The sequence below is a fragment of the Nostoc sp. XA010 genome, from assembly GCF_020829625.1.
Lineage (GTDB): Bacteria > Cyanobacteriota > Cyanobacteriia > Cyanobacteriales > Nostocaceae > Nostoc.
In genome coordinates this window covers 205,567-228,099 of the sequence record NZ_JAIVFX010000010.1, presented here as the reverse complement: position 1 = coordinate 228,099, position 22,533 = coordinate 205,567, and the positions used below count along the sequence as shown (strand labels likewise).

19 protein-coding genes and 1 pseudogene are annotated in these 22,533 nt (G+C 43.7%); 11 read left to right on the top strand and 9 right to left on the bottom strand.

Annotated features, from left to right (window positions below; all coding sequences use genetic code 11):
- Positions 1-38 precede the first annotated feature (38 nt).
- Together LC608_RS17255 and LC608_RS17250 are read left to right on the top strand one after the other, a co-directional pair.
- On the top strand, positions 39-1,085 hold the full coding sequence (locus tag LC608_RS17255) for an ABC transporter permease (protein ID WP_229554696.1): 1,047 nt from the start codon (positions 39-41) through the stop codon (positions 1,083-1,085).
- A gap of 100 nt (positions 1,086-1,185) precedes the next feature.
- Positions 1,186-1,467, top strand: coding sequence for a hypothetical protein (locus LC608_RS17250; protein WP_229554695.1), 282 nt, complete (start codon positions 1,186-1,188; stop codon positions 1,465-1,467).
- 92 nt (positions 1,468-1,559) lie between these two features.
- Here LC608_RS17250 and LC608_RS17245 read toward each other — a convergent pair whose 3' ends face one another.
- The 4 genes from LC608_RS17245 to purL form a co-directional block, all read right to left on the bottom strand.
- The gene (locus LC608_RS17245) at positions 1,560-1,976 is read right to left on the bottom strand and encodes a type II toxin-antitoxin system VapC family toxin (protein ID WP_229554694.1); all 417 of its coding nucleotides are present in this window, start codon (positions 1,974-1,976) and stop codon (positions 1,560-1,562) included.
- Positions 1,973-2,254, bottom strand: coding sequence for a type II toxin-antitoxin system Phd/YefM family antitoxin (locus LC608_RS17240; RefSeq protein ID WP_229554693.1), 282 nt, complete (start codon positions 2,252-2,254; stop codon positions 1,973-1,975). The genes LC608_RS17245 and LC608_RS17240 overlap by 4 nt, the downstream gene beginning before the upstream one ends.
- Before the next feature lie 367 nt (positions 2,255-2,621).
- Positions 2,622-4,121 carry an amidophosphoribosyltransferase gene (gene purF, locus LC608_RS17235; protein ID WP_229554692.1) on the bottom strand — a complete coding sequence of 500 codons (1,500 nt, stop codon included), beginning with the start codon at positions 4,119-4,121 and terminating at the stop codon, positions 2,622-2,624.
- Between the two features lie 193 nt (positions 4,122-4,314).
- The gene (gene purL / locus LC608_RS17230) at positions 4,315-6,684 is read right to left on the bottom strand and encodes a phosphoribosylformylglycinamidine synthase subunit PurL (protein WP_229554691.1); all 2,370 of its coding nucleotides are present in this window, start codon (positions 6,682-6,684) and stop codon (positions 4,315-4,317) included.
- A 364-nt stretch (positions 6,685-7,048) separates the two neighbouring features.
- Here purL and LC608_RS17225 point away from each other — a divergent pair, with 364 nt between their 5' ends.
- Positions 7,049-9,406 (top strand): hypothetical protein, encoded by a 2,358-nt coding sequence (locus LC608_RS17225; RefSeq protein WP_229554690.1) that lies wholly within the window; start codon positions 7,049-7,051, stop codon positions 9,404-9,406.
- A 625-nt stretch (positions 9,407-10,031) separates the two neighbouring features.
- Here LC608_RS17225 and LC608_RS17220 read toward each other — a convergent pair.
- Positions 10,032-10,517, bottom strand: coding sequence for an allophycocyanin subunit alpha-B (locus tag LC608_RS17220; RefSeq protein ID WP_118168483.1), 486 nt, complete (start codon positions 10,515-10,517; stop codon positions 10,032-10,034).
- A gap of 204 nt (positions 10,518-10,721) precedes the next feature.
- Between LC608_RS17220 and rlmD the strand changes: the two genes are divergently transcribed.
- Positions 10,722-12,128 (top strand): 23S rRNA (uracil(1939)-C(5))-methyltransferase RlmD, encoded by a 1,407-nt coding sequence (gene rlmD / locus LC608_RS17215; RefSeq protein ID WP_229554689.1) that lies wholly within the window; start codon positions 10,722-10,724, stop codon positions 12,126-12,128.
- Between the two features lie 388 nt (positions 12,129-12,516).
- Positions 12,517-12,966 carry an anti-sigma regulatory factor gene (locus LC608_RS17210; protein ID WP_229554688.1) on the top strand — a complete coding sequence of 150 codons (450 nt, stop codon included), beginning with the start codon at positions 12,517-12,519 and terminating at the stop codon, positions 12,964-12,966.
- A 61-nt stretch (positions 12,967-13,027) separates the two neighbouring features.
- Here LC608_RS17210 and LC608_RS17205 read toward each other — a convergent pair whose 3' ends face one another.
- Entirely contained in the window at positions 13,028-13,306 is a 279-nt protein-coding gene (locus LC608_RS17205) for a DUF6439 family protein (protein ID WP_229554687.1), read from the bottom strand.
- Positions 13,307-13,350: 44 nt separating this feature from the next.
- Between LC608_RS17205 and LC608_RS17200 the strand changes: the two genes are divergently transcribed.
- On the top strand, positions 13,351-13,713 hold the full coding sequence (locus LC608_RS17200; protein ID WP_229554686.1) for a hypothetical protein: 363 nt from the start codon (positions 13,351-13,353) through the stop codon (positions 13,711-13,713).
- A 102-nt stretch (positions 13,714-13,815) separates the two neighbouring features.
- Positions 13,816-15,207, top strand: a complete 1,392-nt coding sequence (gene asnS, locus LC608_RS17195; protein WP_229554685.1) for an asparagine--tRNA ligase — start codon at positions 13,816-13,818, stop codon at positions 15,205-15,207.
- Positions 15,208-15,338: 131 nt separating this feature from the next.
- Here asnS and LC608_RS17190 read toward each other — a convergent pair.
- Positions 15,339-15,581 (bottom strand): annotated as a pseudogene (locus LC608_RS17190) (flagellar assembly protein H); the annotation flags it as partial.
- Entirely contained in the window at positions 15,571-17,319 is a 1,749-nt protein-coding gene (locus LC608_RS17185; protein ID WP_229554683.1) for a serine/threonine-protein kinase, read from the bottom strand. The pseudogene LC608_RS17190 and the gene LC608_RS17185, both read right to left, overlap by 11 nt.
- 400 nt (positions 17,320-17,719) lie before the next feature.
- On the opposite strand from LC608_RS17185, the gene LC608_RS17180 reads away from it, so the two are divergent.
- On the top strand, positions 17,720-18,028 hold the full coding sequence (locus LC608_RS17180) for an NIL domain-containing protein (protein ID WP_181927876.1): 309 nt from the start codon (positions 17,720-17,722) through the stop codon (positions 18,026-18,028).
- Positions 18,029-18,105: 77 nt separating this feature from the next.
- On the opposite strand, the gene LC608_RS17175 is transcribed toward LC608_RS17180, so the two are convergent.
- Positions 18,106-18,783 carry a response regulator transcription factor gene (locus LC608_RS17175; protein WP_012407592.1) on the bottom strand — a complete coding sequence of 226 codons (678 nt, stop codon included), beginning with the start codon at positions 18,781-18,783 and terminating at the stop codon, positions 18,106-18,108.
- Positions 18,784-19,914: 1,131 nt separating this feature from the next.
- Here LC608_RS17175 and groES point away from each other — a divergent pair.
- From groES to LC608_RS17160, 3 genes are all read left to right on the top strand, one after another.
- A complete protein-coding gene (gene groES / locus LC608_RS17170; RefSeq protein ID WP_100898362.1) occupies positions 19,915-20,226 on the top strand; it encodes a co-chaperone GroES in 312 nt (103 codons plus the stop codon).
- 103 nt (positions 20,227-20,329) lie between these two features.
- Entirely contained in the window at positions 20,330-21,964 is a 1,635-nt protein-coding gene (groL, locus tag LC608_RS17165) for a chaperonin GroEL (protein WP_229554682.1), read from the top strand.
- A 101-nt stretch (positions 21,965-22,065) separates the two neighbouring features.
- The gene (locus LC608_RS17160) at positions 22,066-22,506 is read left to right on the top strand and encodes a hypothetical protein (protein WP_229554681.1); all 441 of its coding nucleotides are present in this window, start codon (positions 22,066-22,068) and stop codon (positions 22,504-22,506) included.
- The last annotated feature ends 27 nt before the right edge of the window (positions 22,507-22,533 follow it).

The window sequence follows — 22,533 nt, the reverse complement described above, 5'->3', positions numbered from 1 at the left end:
CCAATGACAGATAACAAAGGACAAAGGACAAAGGACAAATGACATCTACGAGAATTTCATTGGAGACAGGTCGGGATTGGCTAATAAGGCTAGTCACGAACGAAACTTTTGTTTATGTGGGAAAGCGGGTATTGCAGGCACTACTTACTTTGTTGTTGGCGTCAGCTTTATCGTTTTTCATTATTCAACTTGCTCCAGGAGATTATGTAGATACGCTGCGGCAAAACCCGAAGATATCGCCAGAAAGAATTGAACAAATCAAGCGGCAGTTTGGTTTGGATAAGTCTTGGCCAGAACAATTTGGGCTGTGGCTATGGCGAATCTTGACAAAAGGGGATTTTGGCACTAGTTTTATTTATCAACGTTCAGTAGCATCGCTGTTGTGGGAACGAGTACCAGCGACTTTGCTATTAGCGATCGCATCTTTAATTGTCACATGGGCGATCGCCATCCCTCTGGGAATCTTTGCTGCTGTTAACCAAAATAAGCTATCAGACCGGGTTTTACAGGTAATTAGCTATGCCGGACAAGGCTTTCCCAGTTTCATCACTGCCTTAGCGCTGCTGGTTTTCGCCCAAATCACCTCGCCCTTCTTCCCAGTGGGTAGCATGACTAGCATTAATCACTCGGAACTGTCGTGGTTTGGCAGAATCTTAGATATCGGCTGGCACATGATTTTACCGACGATCGCCCTATCAATTACTAGTTTTGCTGGTTTACAACGCATTACTCGCGGCGAATTATTAGATGTTCTGCGTCAAGATTACATCCAAACGGCTCGTGCCAAAGGACTGCCAGAAAATCGCGTTATCTACGTTCATGCACTCCGCAATGCGATAAATCCTTTGATTACCTTATTGGGTTTTGAATTGGCTGGTTTATTAAATGGTGCTTTCATTGCCGAATTTTTCTTCAACTGGCCCGGTTTAGGGAGGTTGACTCTACAAGCTTTACAAGCTCAAGATTTATATTTGTTAATGGCAAGCTTAGTAATGGGCGCAGTCTTGCTGATTGCTGGTAATTTAATTGCGGACTTAATGTTAAAAGCCGCCGATCCACGCATTCGCCTAGAAAATCTCAATTAGTCATTTGTCATTTGTCATCTGTCATTTGTTATTGGGCATTGGTTATTAATTCTTCTCCCCCTGCCTCCCCTGCTCCCCCACTCTCCCCATCCTCATATCCATGCTGTCCGAAGTCTATTACTTGGTGCGCTCAAAAACTGACGGTAATTATTTGATAGCTCGTCCCGACACCGAAACATCAGGTTATTTATTGCTGTTTCAGGAAAACTTTGATGCCCTTAGCTATCTCAACACCCATGCAGCAGAAGTGGCAAATCGCTTTTCTGTGGAATCTATTCCACGTACACAGTTAGGAAACTTGCTCAAACGCTGGGGTTTTAGCGGTGTGGGTATTGTGACTGACCCATTATTGCCCAAGGTTGAGTTTTTACAACACACTTAAGCCAATTATGTGAACTTGTATTAAGTAAATAAGATGCAATTGCTCTGCAATTAAAAGTAGTTTTGCCATTTTCAAAAAAGTAACCTACTCAACTAATAAAACCAATTCTCTAGTTGAAGTTCTTGAAAATCGGCATAGTCTGAAACGTTATTTGTTACCAAAATCAGACCATTTACTTTTGCGATCGCTGCAATTTGTCCATCTGGATATGCAGGAGTTTTTCCTATAGTTACCAGTCGCGCTCTTTCTAAAGCAAACCATTCGGCTCCTAGGTTATCATAGGGCAGGGTAGAAATATTTGGTTGGACTATATGCAGGAGATACTGCTCAATTCTCTCTGGCCTTTTAGAAGCGGACAGACGATAGCAACCAAATAGCAATTCATGCCAAGTAACGGAAGCAATACCAAATTCCCGTTGATACTGTTGCAACCTTTGGATAACTGCTGGATTTGGTTGTAGCCTTAATGGCTCAGAGATGACGTTAGTATCCAGTAAAAAGCGGCTCACAAGACGATCTCTCGTGCAGGAGACTTGTCGCGTACATCTTTCCAAACCTCATCGGAATCAATCTCGGTTCCTTCTTCCATGAGTTCTTGACGAAATCGCTCCACAGATTTCCAAAAACCCGGCTTTCTATGCAACAAACGCTGATATTCAGCCGCAGGTAGAATCATAGCAACTTGCTGCCCCTGTTGCGTAATTTGTACCGATTCGCCTTGTTCAATTCGCTGAAAAATTTTATCTAGATTCTTAGGAACTTGCTCAATTGAATACTGCTGAGACATTGCGCTTTCACCTGTGTCCGTCACAATTTATTAAAAATTGCGAGTAGTAAAAAATTACGGCAATTCTGCAAACTTGTGTTAATTAAACAAGGATGCGTAGGCGTAGCCCATCGTAGACATCGCACAATTAAAATCAGGCAATATGGGTGAGTTCAACTCATCACCATTGAACAACGTAGCAACTAACTTTAAACTCGCTTGTTCGTACTCTCTCAGATATTGGCTGGTTCATAAACCATCTTTGTTAGGGGATTTAGCTATTTTAGCCTGAGTGAAAATGGGGCATTGGGAAGAGGCAGTGGAGCAGGGAGCAGAGGGGAAAGAGTTAATTTTTTATTCTCCCTCTCATCTCCCCACTCCCCACTCCCTATACCACTACCTTTTCTAAACTTAATTTAGAACGCTTCACTTGCTCAGGAATCGCCACGGGATAATCTCCAGTAAAGCAGGCAGAGCAGAAACTATTGGTGTCTTCTCGTGTTGCTTCTAGCATCCCTTCCCAACTGAGATAGGCGAGGCTGTCTACTTCCAGTTGCTTGGCAATTTCCGCTACTGACTTGGTAGCAGCAATCAACTGATCTTGAGAATCGGTATCGATACCATAGAAGCAGGGATGAGTTACTGGTGGGGAAGAGATTCGCATGTGTACTTCTAATGCACCAGCTTCACGCAAGGTTTTGACTAATTTACGGCTGGTAGTACCCCGCACAATCGAGTCATCAACAATAATTACTCGTTTACCCGCCAGCACATCTTTGAGGGGGTTGAGTTTCATCCGAATACCTGATTCGCGCATGGTTTGGGTTGGCTGAATAAAGGTTCGTCCAACATAGCGATTTTTAATCAGTCCTTCGCCGTAAGCTACACCAGAAGCTTGGGAAAATCCGATCGCAGCAGGGATACCTGAATCAGGAACACCAAAGACAATATCGGCATCTACAAAGGATTCTTTAGCTAGTTGATGTCCTAAGCGCATCCGATAGCTGTACAAACTCTCGTTGTGCATGACGCTATCAGGGCGAGCAAAGTAAATCATCTCAAAGATACACAGTTTCCTCTGGGGCTTTTGGCTCCAATGATAGGAAGCCAAACCTTCTTCAGTAATCCAAACTAATTCACCTGGTTCTACATCTCGCAGGTATTCGGCTCCAATGATGTCTAAGCCACAAGTCTCTGAAGCCAAAACGTAACGGACTGGATTACCAGCCAAAGTGCCAATTACTAGAGGGCGAATGCCATTAGTGTCCCGAACACCCATAACGCCGTTAGGAGTGCCAATAACTAAACTAAAGGCTCCTTGGCAACGATGAAATGCCTGAATTGAACCTTCTAGCCAATCTGCACCAGCGTTGATCGCTTCTGCGATCGCAAAAGCGATCATTTCTGAGTCTGTTGTCGTGACTAAGTTGCATTTTTTCTCAAGCAACTCTTGACGTAATTGCACTGTATTGACTAAATTGCCATTATGTGCAAGAGCTAATGAACCCAGACGGGTTTCCAGCACTGCGGGTTGGGCATTAACTTTGCGGCTAGAACCTGTGGTGGAATAACGAGTGTGACCAACAGCAAGGCTACCAGGCAACTGATCCAAAATGGATTCATTAAAGACTTGAGACACCAAGCCCATATCTTTGTGGAGGTGGACTTGTGTACCCTCAAAGGTGGCAATACCAGCTGATTCTTGACCCCGATGCTGGAGGGCATACAATCCAAAGTAGGTCAGTTTAGCAACGTTTTCTCCTGGTGCGTAGATGCCAAAAACACCACAAGCTTCTTCTGGCTTGTCAGGCTGATTTTCATGACTATTGATTGGGTTGTTGGTCTGGTCGGGGTATTCATCCGAAGTGACAGAATGAATAGAAATCATGCTAGCTTTGCTCCTGGTGGGGGGGGGTCAAGTCACTGGGATTATGTCTATAGATAGTTGTAGCTTTCTTAATAAATCTTTAACCATCTATTAAAACAGTACCGTAATTATGATCAGAGACGCTACTAAAAGAGTTAGAAGTTAGGAGTGGGGAGTTAGGGATCATGCTGTTTATTCCTAACCCCTCACTTGTTTAACTGGGGTTAGTGGTATGGATGGCAAGACGCCTAGCGATCGCGTGGAAATAGCGATCGTTCATATCTTCGATCCTAACTTTGATTAAGGCTTGGTTATCAGTAGTGAAAACCCCCAAACCCGTCTCATAATTATGAACTGTGCCCAGTTTTTGCCACTCTTGACCCAGATGTTCCTGTAAATATGATTCCCAAATTGCTTGCTGTGCTGATGCTACAGAAACTAAAATTCTGGCACCACCTTCGGCAAACAACACCTCGTCTAAGCGGTTTAACTGTGTTGCTGCTATTTCCAAATAGATTTCCGCACCAAGATTGCCAGAAATGCAACATTCTGCTATTGCGATCGCTAATCCCCCCTCAGCAGAATCGTGGGCTGAACGTACCCAACCATTACGAATTCCTTCACGACAAACTTTCTGGACGCGACGTTCTAAGTCAAAATCTACCCGTGGCGGTTTTCCGGCAACAGTACCGTGGATGGTGGCTAAATACTCCGATGCTCCCAAACTGATTTTGGATGCCAGAGGCAATCCGAGAAGATAAATCACATCGCCGACTGCTTGCCAACCTTGACCACAAATTTTGGTGATATCAGGAATCAAGCCCACCATACCCACTACTGGGGTGGGATAAATGGGTTGGGGAATACCTTGAGAATCAAGGGTTTCATTGTATAAAGAGACATTCCCGCCTGTGACGGGTGTTGCCAATTCTCGACAACCTTCTGCCAAACCACGACAAGCTTCTGCCAATTGCCAGTAACCAATCGGTTTTTCTGGAGAGCCAAAATTTAGGTTATCCGTCACCGCTAGAGGTTCTGCACCCACGCAGCTAAGATTGCGTGCAGCTTCTGCCACCACTGCCTTAGCTCCTTCGTAGGGATCAAGATAAACATAACGAGGATTGCAATCTACTGTTGCCGCCACTCCTGATTTTAGATTTGGGATTTGGGATTTTAGATTGGGGATTTGTTCTAGGGGGCGCAAACGGATAACAGCCGCATCTGCACCACCTGGCAGTATTACTGTATTATTTTGTACTTGATGGTCATACTGACGATATACCCAGTTTTTAGATGCGATCGTGGGTGTATCGAGCAAAGTTAACAGAATATCATTCCAACTTTGCACGCCTCCTTGGAGTTCTATTCCAGCAGTTGTGCAAGCAGGTAAAGAATCAGGTGTCCATTCCCAAGCTTGACGTGCATATTCTGGGGGTTCTGTCAATAACTCTCGGTTATATAGTGGGGTATTCTCCGCCAAAGCCTCGGCGGGAATTTCTGCTGCAACTTCACCTTGAAAGAGAATCCGCACGATGGGTTCAGCGATGACAGTACCTGCGACAACGGCTTGAAGTCCCCAACGGTGAAAAATGTCGATTAATTCCTGCTCACGCCCTTTGTGGGCAACGAAGAGCATTCGTTCTTGAGATTCCGAAAGCAAATATTCATAAGGAACCATCCCCCTTTCTCTTGCGGGAATTTTATCTAAATCTAGTTCAATTCCCACACCGCCTTTTGCTGCCATCTCTGAAGTAGAACAGGTGATACCGGCTGCTCCCATATCCTGGGCGGCGACAACTGCACCTGTCTTAAAAGCTTCCAGACAAGCTTCAATTAACGACTTTTCCAAAAATGGATCGCCCACTTGCACAGCAGGGCGATCGTCTATTGACTGATCGCTCAATTCTGCACTGGCAAAACTTGCGCCTCCCATACCATCGCGCCCAGTAGTAGAACCAACATAAAGCACGGGGTTGCCTAAGCCAGATGCTCCAGATTTGACGATTTCTGATGTTTCCATTAATCCTAGTGCCATAACGTTCACCAGGGGATTACCAGAATAAGCCGGGTCAAAGTACACTTCGCCACCAATGGTGGGTACTCCTACGCAATTACCATAATGTGAAATTCCCGCCACTACCCCTTGGAACAGCCTTTGAGTTTTGGCATCTTCTAAGGAACCGAAGCGCAGCGAATTTAATAGAGCAATGGGACGCGCACCCATTGTAAAAATATCTCTGAGAATACCACCTACTCCCGTTGCTGCACCTTGAAATGGTTCTACAGCTGATGGGTGGTTGTGGGATTCAATCTTAAAAGCTAGTTGGAGTCCGTCGCCTAAGTCTACAACACCAGCATTTTCACCAGGCCCCACGAGGATGCGGGGCCCCTCAGTGGGAAATTGTTTGAGTAGAGGTCGAGAATTTTTGTAACAGCAATGCTCTGACCACATCACGCCAAACATTCCCAGTTCAGCTTTGTTAGGATGACGCCCTAACCGACGGACAATTTCTGCGTATTCTTCTGGTTTAAGACCTTCAGCAGCGATTTCTTGAGGGGAGAAAGCAGGAGATGTGGCGGTCATGGAAATAATGCACCAATTGTACAGAGCATTATTCTATCGATTTACTTGCCCTGTAGGTTCAGTTCTAGGATGGTTCATGGTTAAATGCTAAAGATTAACTAAAATAAATAGATTTAGTTAATAAATATTCGTAATACGTCTAAAGATAAATTGTATTAAATACTAAAATAGTAGTAATTGTACTGAGAATTGTATAGTAATAAAATTTTATTTTGTTGTAACGTACATAAATAATTTCCAGGTTACGGAAATGGCTATAAGTCTGTCAGACGAGCCATTATTCTGAACGCAATGCCTGCGGCGGACTACGCCTACGCACCTAGATCAATGTGGGTATTCAAGCCTAATTCAGAGGATTTTGATTATGCCTAGACTTACCGTTCCACCAAATTTCATTGGCACTAGTGGTTCCGACACTTTAACCGGGGAACAGTTAAATGTATCCGTGGCAATTGGCATTGATATTTTAACTGGAGGTTTCATTTGTACCCGCTCAGGAAAAGACACGATTACTGGCATCGCTACAGGCACAAACGACCTCGAAGGTAGCAGCAACGGCGGTAGTGGGAAAGGCATTTCCAATAGTGGCAAACTGAATGCAGGCGATGGAGAAGACACGATCGGAGGTACTGGTACTGGCAGCAACGGCGGCAAGGGCATTGAACTAGCTCCTGGAGGCGATGGTGGTAGTGCGATCGGCATCACCAATACTGGCAGTCTGAATACAGAGAACCGAAACGACGCGATCGCGGGTACAGGTACTGGCGGCAACGGTGGCATCGGTGGCAACGGCGGCGATGGTGGTAGTGCGATCGGCATCACCAATAGTGGCAGTCTGAATACAGGGAACGGACAAGACACGATTACAGGCACTGGTCAGGGCGGCAACGGTGGCAGGACTAACGAAAGTATGCTAATCCCTGGTGACGGTGGAGCTGGAACTGGCATCACCAATACTGGCACTTTAAATACAGGGGACGGAGAAGACACGATCACTGGCATCGGTACAGGCGGCAATGGCGGTAGTAGCGGAGGTGGAAATCCTGACGACGGGGGCGCCATAATCGGGGTCGGTGGAGCTGGGATAGGCATCATTAACAGTGGCAATTTTAATACAGGGGATAGAAAAGATAGGATCGTCGGTACAGGAAAGGGCGGCAATGGCGGCTATATTTTTGGTAATAGGGGCTACGGCGGAACTGGGATAGGCATCAGCAACAGTGGCAATTTTAATACAGGGGACGGAGAAGACACGATCGCCAGTACTGGTACGGGTGGCAACGGCAGCGATGGCCGCAACGGTGGCGGCCCCGGTGGAGATGGTATCGGCATCAGCAACAGTGGCAAACTGAATACGGCAGACAGAGAAGACACGATCACAGGTACTGGTATCGGCGGCAACGGCGGCACCACTGGCAATGCGGGAGGTGGTGACGGCGGAACTGGGACTGGCATCGCCAACAGTGGTAGTTTGAATACAGGGAATGCAAAAGACACGATCACAGGTACTGGTATCGGCGGCAACGGCGGCAGTAGCGTTGGCAATGGTAGGGGTGGTACTGGCACAGGCATCAGCATCAGCAACAATGGCAGTCTGAATGCAGGAGACGGAGAAGACACGATCACTGGCATCGGTACTGGAGGCAACGACATCAACGGCGGCGTCAGCAACGGCACAGGTAGTGGGATCGGCATCGCTAACAGTGGCATTCTAAATGCAGGAAACGGAGAAGACACAATCATCGGTATCGGTACTACTGGCATCCCCAACTTTATCTACTTCGACGTCATCAGCGTTACTGGCACAGGCATCGCTAACAGTGGCACTCTAAATGTAGGGGACGGAAAAGATAGGATCGCGGGTACAGGAACTGGCAGCAACGGCGACAATGATGGCAACGGTGGAGCTGGGACAGCTGGGACAGGCATCGCTAACAGTGGCAGTTTGAATGCAGGAGACGGAGAAGACACAATCACTGGTATCGGTACTGGCGGTAACGGCGGAATCGCCCGTAAAGACGGCGGAACTGGGATCGGCATCACCAACAGTGGCAAACTGGATACAGGAGACGAAGAAGACACGATTATCGGAACTGGTACTGGTGGCATCGGCAACCTTACTACCGACGGCATCGGCGACGTCGGTGCTGGAACCGGCATCCAGAACACTAAAGACGGCACCATCACTACAGGGTGGGGCAATGACACGATTACGGGTTATGGGAACAGTTCTGGAACAAACGCCACTGCCTATGGCATCGTCAACGATGGAGTGATTGATACCGACAAAAGTTCTGACAAGCTTACCGGACAGGCTACAGCAACAATTGGTGGTAATGCATACGGCATTTATGGACAAGGAATCATCAAGACTGGCGATGGCAATGACTCTGTTATCGCTACCAGTATCCTAGATGGAGTTCAACAAAAAGTCTCTATTGGTGGCGGCATTAGCATTGATTTGGGCACTGGGGATGACTACTTCAAAGGCTTTGGGGAAGCAACTGTTGATGGCGGGGACGGTTTTGATACCCTCGATCTGAGAGCTTTCAATCGCTCCCAATTGCTGGTATCTGGTGTAATTTCTGACAATATCCTTAAAAGTGCCAATATTACTTTCAACAACAATCAAAGCCCCATTAGCTTATCTACCAGTGGCTTTGAGAAATTTGTCTTTGCAGATAGCTCTTTCTACTACAGTACTTTAGCAAACGGGGCATAAATTTGTTAAAGCAGAATTCAGAATTCAGAAGTAAAACACGCTTTATACCTGGGTAACAGACTTAGCTTGTGTACCTCACTAACTTGGAATCTGCTGTAATTCCCCTCTATCTTGTGTTTTAACCTTTAAATGTCTAATTGGTGTTGTTCCATCTAAAGCTGAAAAAGCATTTACCAACGTATATATTCTTAACTCAAAGTTACGGGTATTTATTGATGCCCAGAAATTATTCTGCTATATGCAGTTTACTTGTAACAATCAAGTGACGAGAATCACACATATCTATGATTAGGATCGTCACTTTGCGATCGCTAGCTAGGCATAATTAATGACAACTGAACTCTAGCCGAGTCATTAATAGGGAACACACTTAATAGCCGACAGCCTTTATCAAGGACTGTCGGTTTTTTATGTCCGTATGTCCTGCATCCTCTAAGAAATACCCCATAGTTATACTTAAATAAATTTCCCCACAACTGGTTAGTAACTTGACAGAGATTTAGCCATAGCCACTACCAAATGTGGGGAAGGTATGATCAAATTGGGTATCTTATGCCTATCGAGCGCTTATTGCACTCACTCTAGTAGACCGGAAGTATACTCCTAGACCAGCACACACTTTGTATTAAGACATCGCTTGAATGATGTAATCAAAGTAAGGTGCTGCTTCGGCAGCGTCTTCTGCACTCAGTAAGCCAAGGGAGGCTGTTTTGAGGGAATTGATCGCTTCTACCATTCCAGGCACGGGAACGCCCAATGAGTTGTACATTTCCCGTACACCAATCAAACCAATTTTTTCAATTGGCTCTTTATCGCCGGCAAGCACACCATAGGTAATTAGACGCAAGTACCAGCCAAAATCGCGGATACATAGAGAGCGTTGGCGTTCGCCGTAAGCATTACCTCCGGGGGAGATAAAGTCAGGACGCTTCTGCCAAAGTTGTTTGGTTGCTTCTTGAACTATCTTTTTTTCGTTTTCGGCTAAGGTAGCCGCAATCCGCGTCCGTTGTACGCCGGTTTCCAAAAAGTCTTTGATGTTTTTAAGTTCGCCACTGCTGGGATAACGCAGTTCGTCGTCGGCTTTGAGAATAACTTGGCTAATTACAGTCATGATTATTGAAATCACCTGAAATATTATCTGTTAGTTTAGCGAGTTGGAGGTACACAAGTGAAGGGATAGGAGCTACTTATGTATTGAATTTATCTTTTTAGGGAGTGGGGGAGCAGGGGGAGCAGGGGAGGCAGGGGAAGAAGAATCAATAACTAATGTCCAATGCCCCATGCCCAATAATAAATGACCAATGACTAATGACTAATGACTAAAATAATTTGGCAACAGGGTGAATTAATTGAAGTGACGATCGCTAACCTGAGTGATACAGGTGATGGTGTGGGACGCGCTGATGAGCGTGTAGTGTTTGTCCCAGATACAGTACCAGGCGATCGCGCTATTGTCCGCTTGGTACATGTTAAACCAAAATACGGCCACGGGAAGCTCCACGAGCTATTGGAACCATCTCCCCACCGTATCCGACCCAGTTGTATTGTGGCGGATAAGTGCGGTGGTTGCCAGTGGCAGCACATTAATTATGATTACCAGCTAGTAGCCAAGAAAAATCAAGTTATCCAAGCAATGGAGCGCATTGGCGGTTTTGTCCAACCACCGGTAGATCCGGTACTCGCCGCCGCTTCTGCTTTAGGCTACCGTAATAAATCTACATATCCTTTGGGCATATCGGCAACAGGACAGGTACAAGCTGGTTACTACCAAAAAGGTAGTCACCAATTAATTAATTTAAATCAATGTCCAGTCCAAGACGCGCGATTAAATCCCTTGCTTGCCGAAGTTAAGCAGGATATCCAACAACAAGGTTGGCGAATCTATGACGAACAGCGTCACCAAGGACAAATTCGCCATCTTGGTTTACGCATTGGCCGACACACTGGAGAAATGTTGCTGACTTTGGTGGTAAAGGACTGGAATTTATCAGGAATTGAAACCCAAGCGCAGGAATGGTTAAAGCGTTATCCGCAGTTAGTAGGAGTGTCACTCAACCGCAATAGCGATCGCACAAATGCTATCTTTGGATCAGAAACCCGTTGCATCGCTGGAGTCCCACACCTGCGTGAAAGTTTTGCTGGACTGGAATTTCAAGTGCGCCCAGATACATTTTTCCAAGTTTATACAGAAACAGCAGAGGCACTATTGCAGGTAATTCAATCAGAACTCAATCTTCAAGGGCATGAGTTGCTAGTTGATGCCTACTGTGGTATTGGGACTTTAACTTTACCACTCGCCAAAAAAGTACGGATTGCTACAGGATTAGAAGTACAACCAGCAGCAGTGGAACAAGCTATTTTGAATGCCCACCGCAACGGAATTGATAATGTAACATTCCAAGTCGGGGCAGTAGAGAAATTGCTTCCAAAAATGGGCACAATACCAGAAGTAGTAATACTCGATCCGCCACGTAAGGGGTGCGATCGCGCTGTCATTGACACTTTACGGCAATTGAAACCATCTCGGATCGTTTACGTCAGTTGTAAAGTAGCCACACTCGCCCGCGACCTGAAATTGCTTTGTCAAGATGGGCAATATACTATCACACGGGTACAACCTGCTGATTTTTTTCCTCAAACGGCTCATGTTGAAGCTGCCGCCTTTCTTGTGCTATCAGATTTGCACAAGGATAGTAATTCCTTTACAAAAACTGAAATTTGAAATTTTTAGTCTAGTGCATACTAAAGATGCTAAAATTGAATTAAGGCAAAAATAAAAATTCATTTTGTTTAAATAAATTCAAGCTGCATAGGTTTTTAGAAATATGAATTGGATTGTGTAAATGACGAATCGGCAATTAACTAGAGTATGCCAATACTCTGTCAAATTACTAGCATCTTTTTAAGTTGCTTAATCATTATCAAAAGTATTACAGCCGTTAAATCTCTAAACAATCCCAACTCATACTATAAAGCTAATGCTCCCTAGCATTTTCAAAATTTAGTTTTAAAGACGCAAGTTTGAAGGCAGCATGACCACCTCAATTTTATCAGGGTGCCTGTAATAGCAAACTGATGTCTAGCTAACTGAAAGCTATGGGGTTTCTCTTGTGATTACAATTTCACTCCGTCCAGTTGCACGTTATTGGGGCACTATTAGTTTTGCCTCAACCCTCTACCTTTGTCCAATATTAGATTTACTGTTGGCAGAAATCCCATCAAAGTTACAAGCAGAACTGCGGCTAGGACTTCAAGAAGCCCTAGTAAACGCAGCTAAACATGGCAATAATCTTGATCCAAGTAAGACAGTTGTAGTCCGTTTTTCCTTAATAGATAATCAATATTGGTGGATAATATCAGACCAGGGTAGCGGTTTTACGCCTTCATCTACTAATGAAGAAGAACCAACAGACTATCTCCCACCAGATGAATCAGAAAATGGTCGTGGTTTGTGTCTTCTGCATCAAATCTTTGATCAGGTAGAGTGGAACCGTAAAGGCACAGAATTGAGACTTTGTAAACAAATGGAAACTCGCCGGGGATTATCTCTGCGACGGTAGGGTAGTTAGGAGTTAGGAGTTAGGAGTTGAATAATAATTCATAACTCCTAACTCTTAACTTCTAACTTTTTCCATGAGACGGACAGGGAGGGGCAGAAATAGAGCGATCTAACCAACCAATTGCCTGTTCTAATCTAGCTTGAGCTTCTTGTGGCTCATTCTTTAAAAGATACACAATCGCTGCTGCCACTTGTTCATTAGCGCGAGAATTGCGGTTAGACTTGAGGCGATGCCAATCGTTAGGGGAAATGCTCAGTCTTTCCATGAGGGCTTGAGCTAGTTCCAGAGTACTAAGTTCATTCAGTTGACTGGTTTTCGGCAGCTGGGTAGATTGGGACATAACTATTGGCACATTTGCATTTACTTCTACTTTACTACTTGTAAATGAAGCCGCCAAAACAATCACAGCCGTCAGCAGAAAATTCAGAACCAGATTTTGAACAAGAACTAGAGGAAGTAGAGCGATCGCTCCTATCCTTAAAAGAACGTTACGATCAAGTGCAGCGCGATCGCCAACAACAGGCACAATGGCAACAGCGCCGGGATCAACTAAAGCACAATAAATCTCAGACACCAGAAATCAAAGCAGAGTTACGGCACATTCAACAGCAGTTGGAAAGGCTAGAACTAAACTTAGAAAGCCAGTTATTTTCTTGGCGTAGCCTCAAAAAACCTTTCTGGCAAGTCGTCCGCTTTAGTGGAATGGGCGTTATCATAGGCTGGATATTAAAGTCTTATGCTGGGTAATGCCAATTTTGGATTTTAGATTTTGGATTTTGGATTGGGTTAACTGGTTAATATTCTTTAATATCTCTACTCCTTACGTTGACGAAATATAAGTTATAAAATATGGCAAATCGACGGATTGCAGAAATATTGCGAAGTGGTCAACCTGATGAGTCCCTCCAAGTGCAAGGCTGGGTGCGGACGAAACGCGAGTCGAAAGGGTTTGCTTTTATTGAAGTCAATGACGGCTCATCACTAGCTAATTTGCAAGTCGTCATAAATCAGGATTTGCCAGATTACGAAGCTGTATTGAAAAAACTGAATACAGGTGCTGCTGTTGAGGCTACAGGTGTACTGGTGGCTTCTCTGGGTAAAGGACAGCGAATTGAGTTGAAAGCCGAGTCCGTGAAAGTTTACGGAGAAGCTGATCCCGATACATATCCTCTGCAAAAGAAACGCCATTCCTTTGAGTTTCTGCGAACCATTGGACATTTGCGATCGCGAACTAATTCCTTCGGTGCAGTTTTCCGCGTCAGAAATGCTTGTTCGACAGCAATTCACCAATTTTTCCAACAAAGAGGCTTTTTGTGGGTACATACACCCATCATCACTGCTAGCGATTGCGAAGGCGCTGGTGAACTGTTTAGTGTTACCAGTTTAGATTTAAAGAATATTCCCCGCACAGAAAACCAAGCAGTAGATTACAGTCAAGACTTTTTTGCTAAACCCACATATTTAACAGTTAGCGGCCAGTTGGAAGCGGAAGTTATGGCGATGGCGTTTAGTAATGTCTACACCTTTGGCCCTACCTTCCGTGCAGAAAATTCCAACACCTCCCGCCACCTAGCAGAATTTTGGATGGTTGAGCCAGAAATGGCTTTTTGTGACTTAGAAGGCGATATGGATTTAGCTGAGGCGTTTCTCAAACACATTTTTAAATATGTATTGGAAACTTGCCCAGAAGATATGGAATTTTTCAATGAACGCATTGATAAATCTGTGTTAGCAACAGCCGAAAATATTATTAATAATCAGTTTGAACGCTTAACTTATACAGAAGCGATCGCACTTTTAGAAAAAGCTGATGTTAAATTTGAATATCCTGTAAGTTGGGGTTTAGATTTACAATCAGAACACGAACGGTATCTAGCTGAACAATTATTTAAAAAGCCTGCGATCGTTACAGATTATCCAGCGCAAATTAAAGCTTTTTATATGCGCTCGAACGACGATGAAAAAACCGTCCGCGCAATGGATATTCTCGCACCCAAAATTGGCGAAATTGTCGGCGGTTCCCAGCGCGAAGAACGTTTAGAAGTATTAGAACGCCGCGTGTTAGCGCAAGGATTAAACCCAGAAGATTTGTGGTGGTATCTGGATTTGCGTCGTTACGGTACTGTTCCACATGCTGGTTTTGGGTTGGGTTTTGAACGACTTGTGCAATTTATGACGGGGATGGGAAATATTCGTGATGTGATTCCGTTCCCGCGTACACCACAAAGTGCTGAGTTTTAGTTTAAATTTTAGACCTGGTATCGCGTCTACACAAACCAATTCCGTCTGCGCGGATTAATAAAAACTTTGAAACCCGCGAATGCGGGTTTTGTTTGTATAGCCAACGTATTTTCTAAAACTGTTAATTAAAATTAAGATTTTTGAATCTCCTCTTGTAAAACTTGAACTTGCTCAATAGATAATTCAGTAACTTGAGCAATTTGTTCTAAACTCATTCCAATTCGCAATAAATTTAAAGCCAACTTTCTTGTTGTTTCTGCTTTACCTTTGGCTTCACCTTCTGCTTTACCTTTAGCTTCGCCTTCTTCTAGGATTTGTTGATAAATGACTGATTCGCGCATAATCTCACTCCTTAAAATTTTGCTAATTACATCTTATTACTTGTTCTAATTCATCGGAAGCTTTAGGAATTGGATATGTAGATTCCCAAGGATTAGGGATATTAGCCCTATCATTATTTATATCTACTGTATTTTTTGGTCGTTCTGTTGTAACTTGTTGCTTAGGCGGTAATTGCCGTTGATTTGAGGTTGTTACAGTTGTTTTTAGTTGCTCCTTAGTTTGCAAATAAACTTGTTTAGCTTTTTCAAGGCTAATTTTTGTCTGTTGCTGTTTATCGGCTTGTTGCCTTTTTTGTGTTATTAAAGCCCTTTCCGTTATATCAGCATTTAACTGCTCTCTTCTTTCCCTCATCTCTCTTCTTTCCCTTATCACAGCTTCTAACTGCTCTCTTGCTGTTCTAACAGCAGCTTCTTTTCTAATAGCTGCTTGTCTCTCTTCCTCCGCTTTCAAAGCAGCCTGAAGTTTTTGTTTTTCTATCTCCTCTGTTTGAGTTTTTTGGATTTCTATTTTGTCAGACGTAGGCGAAGTAAGAGGGCTTATTGTGGGTTGAGCGTTTATTGGGGTTTCATAAACTTTGGTAACTGGTGAGCGAACTGGGCTAGGAATAGCTACCGGAACATTTTCTACAGGAGAAACAGAAACCGGATTTTTGGTGTTTGGTTGATTAATAGCCGCAGTAACAACAGCAAAACATCCCAGTCCTAAACCAATGAAAACTTGCCAAAGTTTTTGCCTTTTCTGAGTCTGGCTAGAAGACACATTGACTGATTTAGCTCTACCGACTGATACAGTAGCTACAGAACTAGATGACGCAGTAGATTTAGACCCATTGGTTGATTGAATTGCCGTTTTTTGCCATAGTATTCTAGGCATTTGTAACGCTTTTTCAATTTCGTTCAACTTCTGCAAAATCACTTGCGTATTTTGAGGACGATGATTTGCAGTAGGAGCCATCAAATGGTCGATTAAATCTGCCAAAAGGGGAGAAATATTGAGTGCAGATTTTCGCCAGTGCAACTCGTTAGTCAGAGGGTCATAAATTTCTTTATCCTGGGGTTCCTTACCTGTGAGCAGAAAAATAAAAGTCCGTCCCAATGCAAAAAAGTCTGACTGCTGTACTGAATAACCGTTTTGTTGTTCTGGCGGTGAATAGCCTTGTGAAATAATTCTGGTATGGGAATTTCCCGCCAAAATGGTTGTCGTGACTTGTCGAACTGCACCAAAATCAATTAAGACAAGCTGGCCACTTGGTCGCAGCATGATATTCTGAGGCTTAATATCACGGTGAAAATATTGATGAGCGTGTACTAAAGCAAGAATTTCTACAAGTTGTTTTAGCCAATTGAGAGCTTTAGCTTCAGAAATACGTTGATAATTACGAAATTCCATCCATTGCTCTAAATTTACGCCTTCAATTTTCTCCATTGCTAAACAGTGCAATGGTACAGAGCTATTTTTAGGTAAAACAGTAAAATAACCATCTGGTTCTACCTTGGGAATACCTGCACTGTTTAGCTGACTCAAAACCTTTGCTTCCTGTTGAAACAGTTCAATGGCTTTGGGGTTCTTCTCAGTCAGCACTTTTAAAACTTTAGTTTTCCCACACTCGTCAACTTCAAAAGTGTTACCAAAGCCACCTTGTCCTAGTTGTTTGATTACCCGATAGCGTCCTTGCAACAGTATTTCTGACCCACAGTTACGGCAAATAAGGTTGTTTGCATTCACCGGGTCAACAGGTTTTGGACAATGGGAATTTATGCAATAGGTCATTACACAGAAGTAAATATCCTAAAGAATCGATTTTTATTGATATCTAAACAGAGGGTTAAACCTATAACGTTCTATTAACAGAGTTCCCTAAAACTTTGACGAAGTAACATATATAGCAGTTATAACTTCAGTATTAAATCTTATACACAATAAATTAGGGTTACAACAATTGTTGTAACCCTACAGATTGGCTATATTCAATTTGCTCAAAGACCGCCATAAAACGACAATTAACCTCATAACTACCGAATTATGAGGAATTATTCACATTTACTACATCTAGATTAATTGTTTGCCAAGGCAAATACTTTCTTGCTTGCCTGCGTGGGATAAGTGACGCTAGTGTTAAAAGAATTGTGGAAAGTAAAACCTCATCCCAGAAGTCGAGTAGGAAGCTAGAATGGCAATTCCAAATAAACAAGTAAAATCTAATACAGATATTTTAGATAATAGACGCACCCAAACTCGTATCCAAGTTCGCATTCCTAAAGACTTACATGAGGAACCAGTCATTTCACGACTGGTTTCTCACTATGGCATCACAGTGATTATTGCTGATGCTCAGGTAAGCGCAAACGTGCCACAATATAGCTGCTTCGATCTGGAACTGCGAGGTACTGTTTCTCAGATTGAAAGCGCCCTAACTTACCTGGATGAACTGGATTTAGAAGTTTTGCACCAATCCAGCCCTGAAGAAGATGGTTGGTAAATCTTAGTTAGGAGTTAGGAGTTAGAAGTTAAAAAATTCATAATTCGTAACTCCTAACTTTTAACTCTTAACTTTGTTTAGGCCATTTGATTTTCAATCGCCCACCGCGCTAGTTCAGTGCGGTTGTGGAGATTGGTTTTGCCCAACATATTGGACACATGGCTTTCAACCGTGCGCTGACTAACATTTAGTTCTTCAGCAATTTCCCGGTTAGCTAAACCCCTAGCGACAAACTGGACTACTTTCAGTTCGGTTGGGGTTAATTGCACATCGAAGGGAACCTGGATACGGGAACCGTTTTCGCCTCCTTTAGCTTGGTGTTCTTTCCAACGGATAGTTTGTTTCAGCGAGGATTCAACTTGCGCTACGAGTTCTTCTGGTTCAAAGGGTTTGACCATATAAACATCAGCACCTTTATTCAGACCCTTAACTCGGTCTGCACTTTGTCCCTTAGCTGAAAGGAAAAGAACCGGAATCCAACTGGTGCGTTCGTTTTGCCGGACTTGTTCCACAAAAGTATATCCGTCCATTTCCGGCATCATCACGTCGCAGATAATCATGTCTGGAACATCTTGCTCTAAAATTTCCAGAGCTTCACGTCCATTTTCGGCGGTGATGACTTCGTATCCCCGGAATTCTAAGTAATCCTTCACCAGCAAGATGAGGTTAGGGTCATCATCAATCAATAGAAGTCGTTTGTGATCTTTCATGCTGGGCTCTTTCATAGCAGTGGCACTTGTCGCGCTTCGGTCCATCAAAGTCTTGAATATTTATCCTCTATCGTGGGTTATTTCGAGATGTTGTCCTTTTTCCTACTTAACTTGCCTTTGCTGTCTCGAAACCTCAAAAATGCCGAGCACTTTCAAGAGACTAGTAGCTCGATAGCAAAAGTCCAGCAAGGATACGTATAGCAGTAGTATCTATAATGCGCTATTATATATCGCATTGAAAGTGACGGGCGAAAAAACACTGATTAAATAATAATCCTTCTGACTCACAAGTAAGTATTGGCTTAAAGATGACCCTACCTCAAAACCAACCCGCACTTTCTTAAAGCTTACTGCTGTACCATATCCTTCGGTTGTTAAGCCTCTATGAGGTGTTCACAAGAAACTAGGGAAGTTTCTGGCAAAGGATGGGTTAAAAATGCATATTCCTCTACCACCTTATTGCCTATTAAGTGTTCTTGGATGATCCGCTCAATAACTTCCGGGCTTACTTGGCGATATCAGACACCATCAGTGTAAACCACCATTATGAGTCCAGAACAACAAACACGCAAGCAGTTGGCTTTTAGTTCTATAGACGCAAATGGGATGACTCTGTTGCGGCTCATCAAATTTTAACTCTTTAAGTCGCTTTTTTAAGTATTCCCAGGATTCCAGACTAGCTCGTTTTGAGCAGCAACTAGCAATTGTCTGGTCAGCGCAAATAAAAATGTGCCTCTGAATTTTTGCAAGTCCTAAAGTTTCTACACAATTACTCAGGGCTTTATGTTCTAGAGACTTAGCGGCTTTGGGGATTTGATGGCTAGACTGGATCACTGTATTGTTACTTATCGAACGGCTCCCTGATTACTGTTCTATAAAAATTTCCAAGCTTTGGAAATAGAAGGAAATGGAGACCGGGGAATGGGGAATGGGGAATGGGAAATGGGGAATGGGAAATGGGAATAAGAATTCTCCTAACTCCTAACTCCCTACTCTCTTCGTAACTTACAGAACAAAACCCGAAAGGTATAAATAATTAGGCATTTATACTTAAGTACATCTCTAAGGCTCTAGTTCGGGAACCCGTACTCAAAGAATTCTTGCCATTGGACGCTATTTTTCGGTAGATTAGCACTCAGGAGTTGAGAGTGCTAATCTATAAAGGAAAGAAATAATATGGCAGCTTTATCTCTAAGCGTTTCTACAGTTAAACCTTTAGGCGATCGCGTTTTCGTAAAAGTGAACGCCTCTGAGGAAAAGACCGCAGGTGGTCTGTATTTGCCCGATACCGCCAAGGAAAAGCCCCAGGTAGGGGAAGTAGTGGCTCTTGGTCCTGGCAAGCGTAATGACGACGGAAACCGTCAGGAATTGGAAATCAAAGTCGGCGATAAGGTGCTGTACTCGAAGTACGCTGGCACTGACATCAAACTCGGCACCGAAGAATATGTACTGCTTTCTGAAAAAGATATTTTAGCAGTCGTTATCTAGTGGTCATTAGTCATTGGTCATTAGTCATTAGCCAATGACAAAGGACAAATGACAAATGACAAAGAACAAAAAACAAATGACAAAGGACAACTAACAATAAATTATGGCAAAGCGCATTATCTACAACGAAAACGCCCGTCGCGCCTTAGAACGAGGCATTGACATCCTGGCTGAGGCTGTAGCTGTTACCCTTGGCCCCAAAGGTCGTAACGTAGTCCTAGAAAAGAAATTTGGCGCACCGCAAATCGTTAATGACGGTGTAACGATCGCTAAAGAAATCGAATTAGAAGATCATATTGAAAACACTGGTGTAGCTTTGATTCGTCAAGCTGCTTCTAAGACCAACGATGCTGCGGGCGATGGCACCACCACTGCTACCGTTTTAGCTCATGCGATCGTCAAAGAAGGCTTGCGGAACGTTGCAGCTGGTGCTAACGCAATTTCCCTGAAGCGCGGTATTGACAAAGCTACTGCCTTCTTGGTAGAAAAAATTGCTGAACACGCCCGTCCAGTGGAAGATTCCAAAGCCATTGCCCAAGTTGGTGCGATCTCGGCTGGTAATGACGAAGAAGTTGGTCAGATGATTGCCCAAGCAATGGACAAGGTGGGCAAGGAAGGCGTAATTTCCCTAGAAGAAGGGAAATCTATGTTCACCGAGTTGGAAATCACTGAAGGGATGCGCTTTGACAAAGGCTACATCTCTCCTTATTTCGCTACCGACCCTGAGCGGATGGAAGCGGTTTTTGATGAGCCTTTCATACTGCTGACCGATAAGAAAATCGCTTTGGTACAAGACCTTGTACCAGTGTTAGAGCAAGTAGCTCGTGCTGGTCGTCCTTTGGTGATTATCGCCGAAGATATTGAAAAAGAAGCTTTGGCAACCTTGGTAGTAAACCGTTTACGCGGTGTACTCAACGTGGCTGCTGTTAAGGCTCCTGGCTTTGGCGATCGCCGCAAAGCACTACTAGAAGACATCGCTGTTTTAACTGGTGGTCAACTAATCACCGAAGATGCTGGTCTGAAGCTAGATAACACCAAGCTGGATAGCCTGGGTAAAGCTCGCCGGATCACCATCACCAAGGACAGCACCACAATTGTTGCCGAAGGTAACGAAGCTGCTGTTAAGGCTCGTGTAGAACAGATTCGTCGTCAAATCGATGAAACCGAATCTTCTTACGACAAAGAGAAATTACAAGAGCGTCTTGCTAAACTCTCTGGTGGTGTCGCTGTAGTGAAAGTGGGTGCAGCGACCGAAACCGAAATGAAAGACAAGAAGTTGCGTCTAGAAGACGCTATCAATGCTACTAAAGCTGCTGTGGAAGAAGGTATTGTTCCTGGCGGTGGTACAACTCTGGCTCACCTCGCTCCTGAATTGGAAGTTTGGGCAAAGAGCAATCTTAAAGATGAAGAGTTGATTGGTGCTTTGATTGTTGTTCGCGCCTTACCTGCACCTCTGAAGCGGATTGCTGAAAACGCCGGTCAGAATGGTGCTGTTATTGCTGAACGTGTGAAAGAGAAAGAATTCAACGTTGGCTACAACGCTGCGACAAACGAATTCGTCGATTTGTTAGAGGCTGGTATTGTTGATCCTGCTAAAGTGACTCGTTCTGCTCTGCAAAACGCTGCTTCGATCGCTGGTATGGTGTTGACAACCGAATGTATTATAGTTGACAAGCCTGAGCCTAAGGATAGCGCTCCTGCTGGCGCTGGTGCTGGCGGCGGCGACTTCGATTACTAATACTTTGTAGTTACATAATTTGTAAAAATAGCTGCCTCCGCAAAGGAAGCAGCTATTTTTTTGTGTCAAGATTCAGGTGTTTAAAAGGAGAAAATAACGAAATGGAAGATTACCAAGCCGCTTTTATGCAACGTCATCTTGATACTGAAATATTATGTAAAAAGGAATCGGAAAGAAGAGTAGCCGCTATGCACTTTGGAGGTGTAACCATTGAGTGTTTATTAAAAGCAATGATTTTTGCTACCTTAGCAAAGGGTGCAACTCAGGAATGGAAGACAGATTCTACTAATCCTGGGCATACTATTACTAATCCGGGACATAGTTACATAGAAGCATTAAATCGGCACAATCGACTTAAATCTAGAATTGCTAATTTTCCTGAAGTGCGAAAATGGCTTAATGAAGTGGAAAACCCTAATAGCCAAAATTTTATAGATATGCGTTATTGTGGCCTTGAGCCTAATGATGAAAGTTACAAACGCTGGTTAAAAGCTTATCGGAATCTCAAAGGGTGGTTACAGAAACAAACTACTCAACTTTAAAGAGGTGGTCAAATGCATGAAAATTGG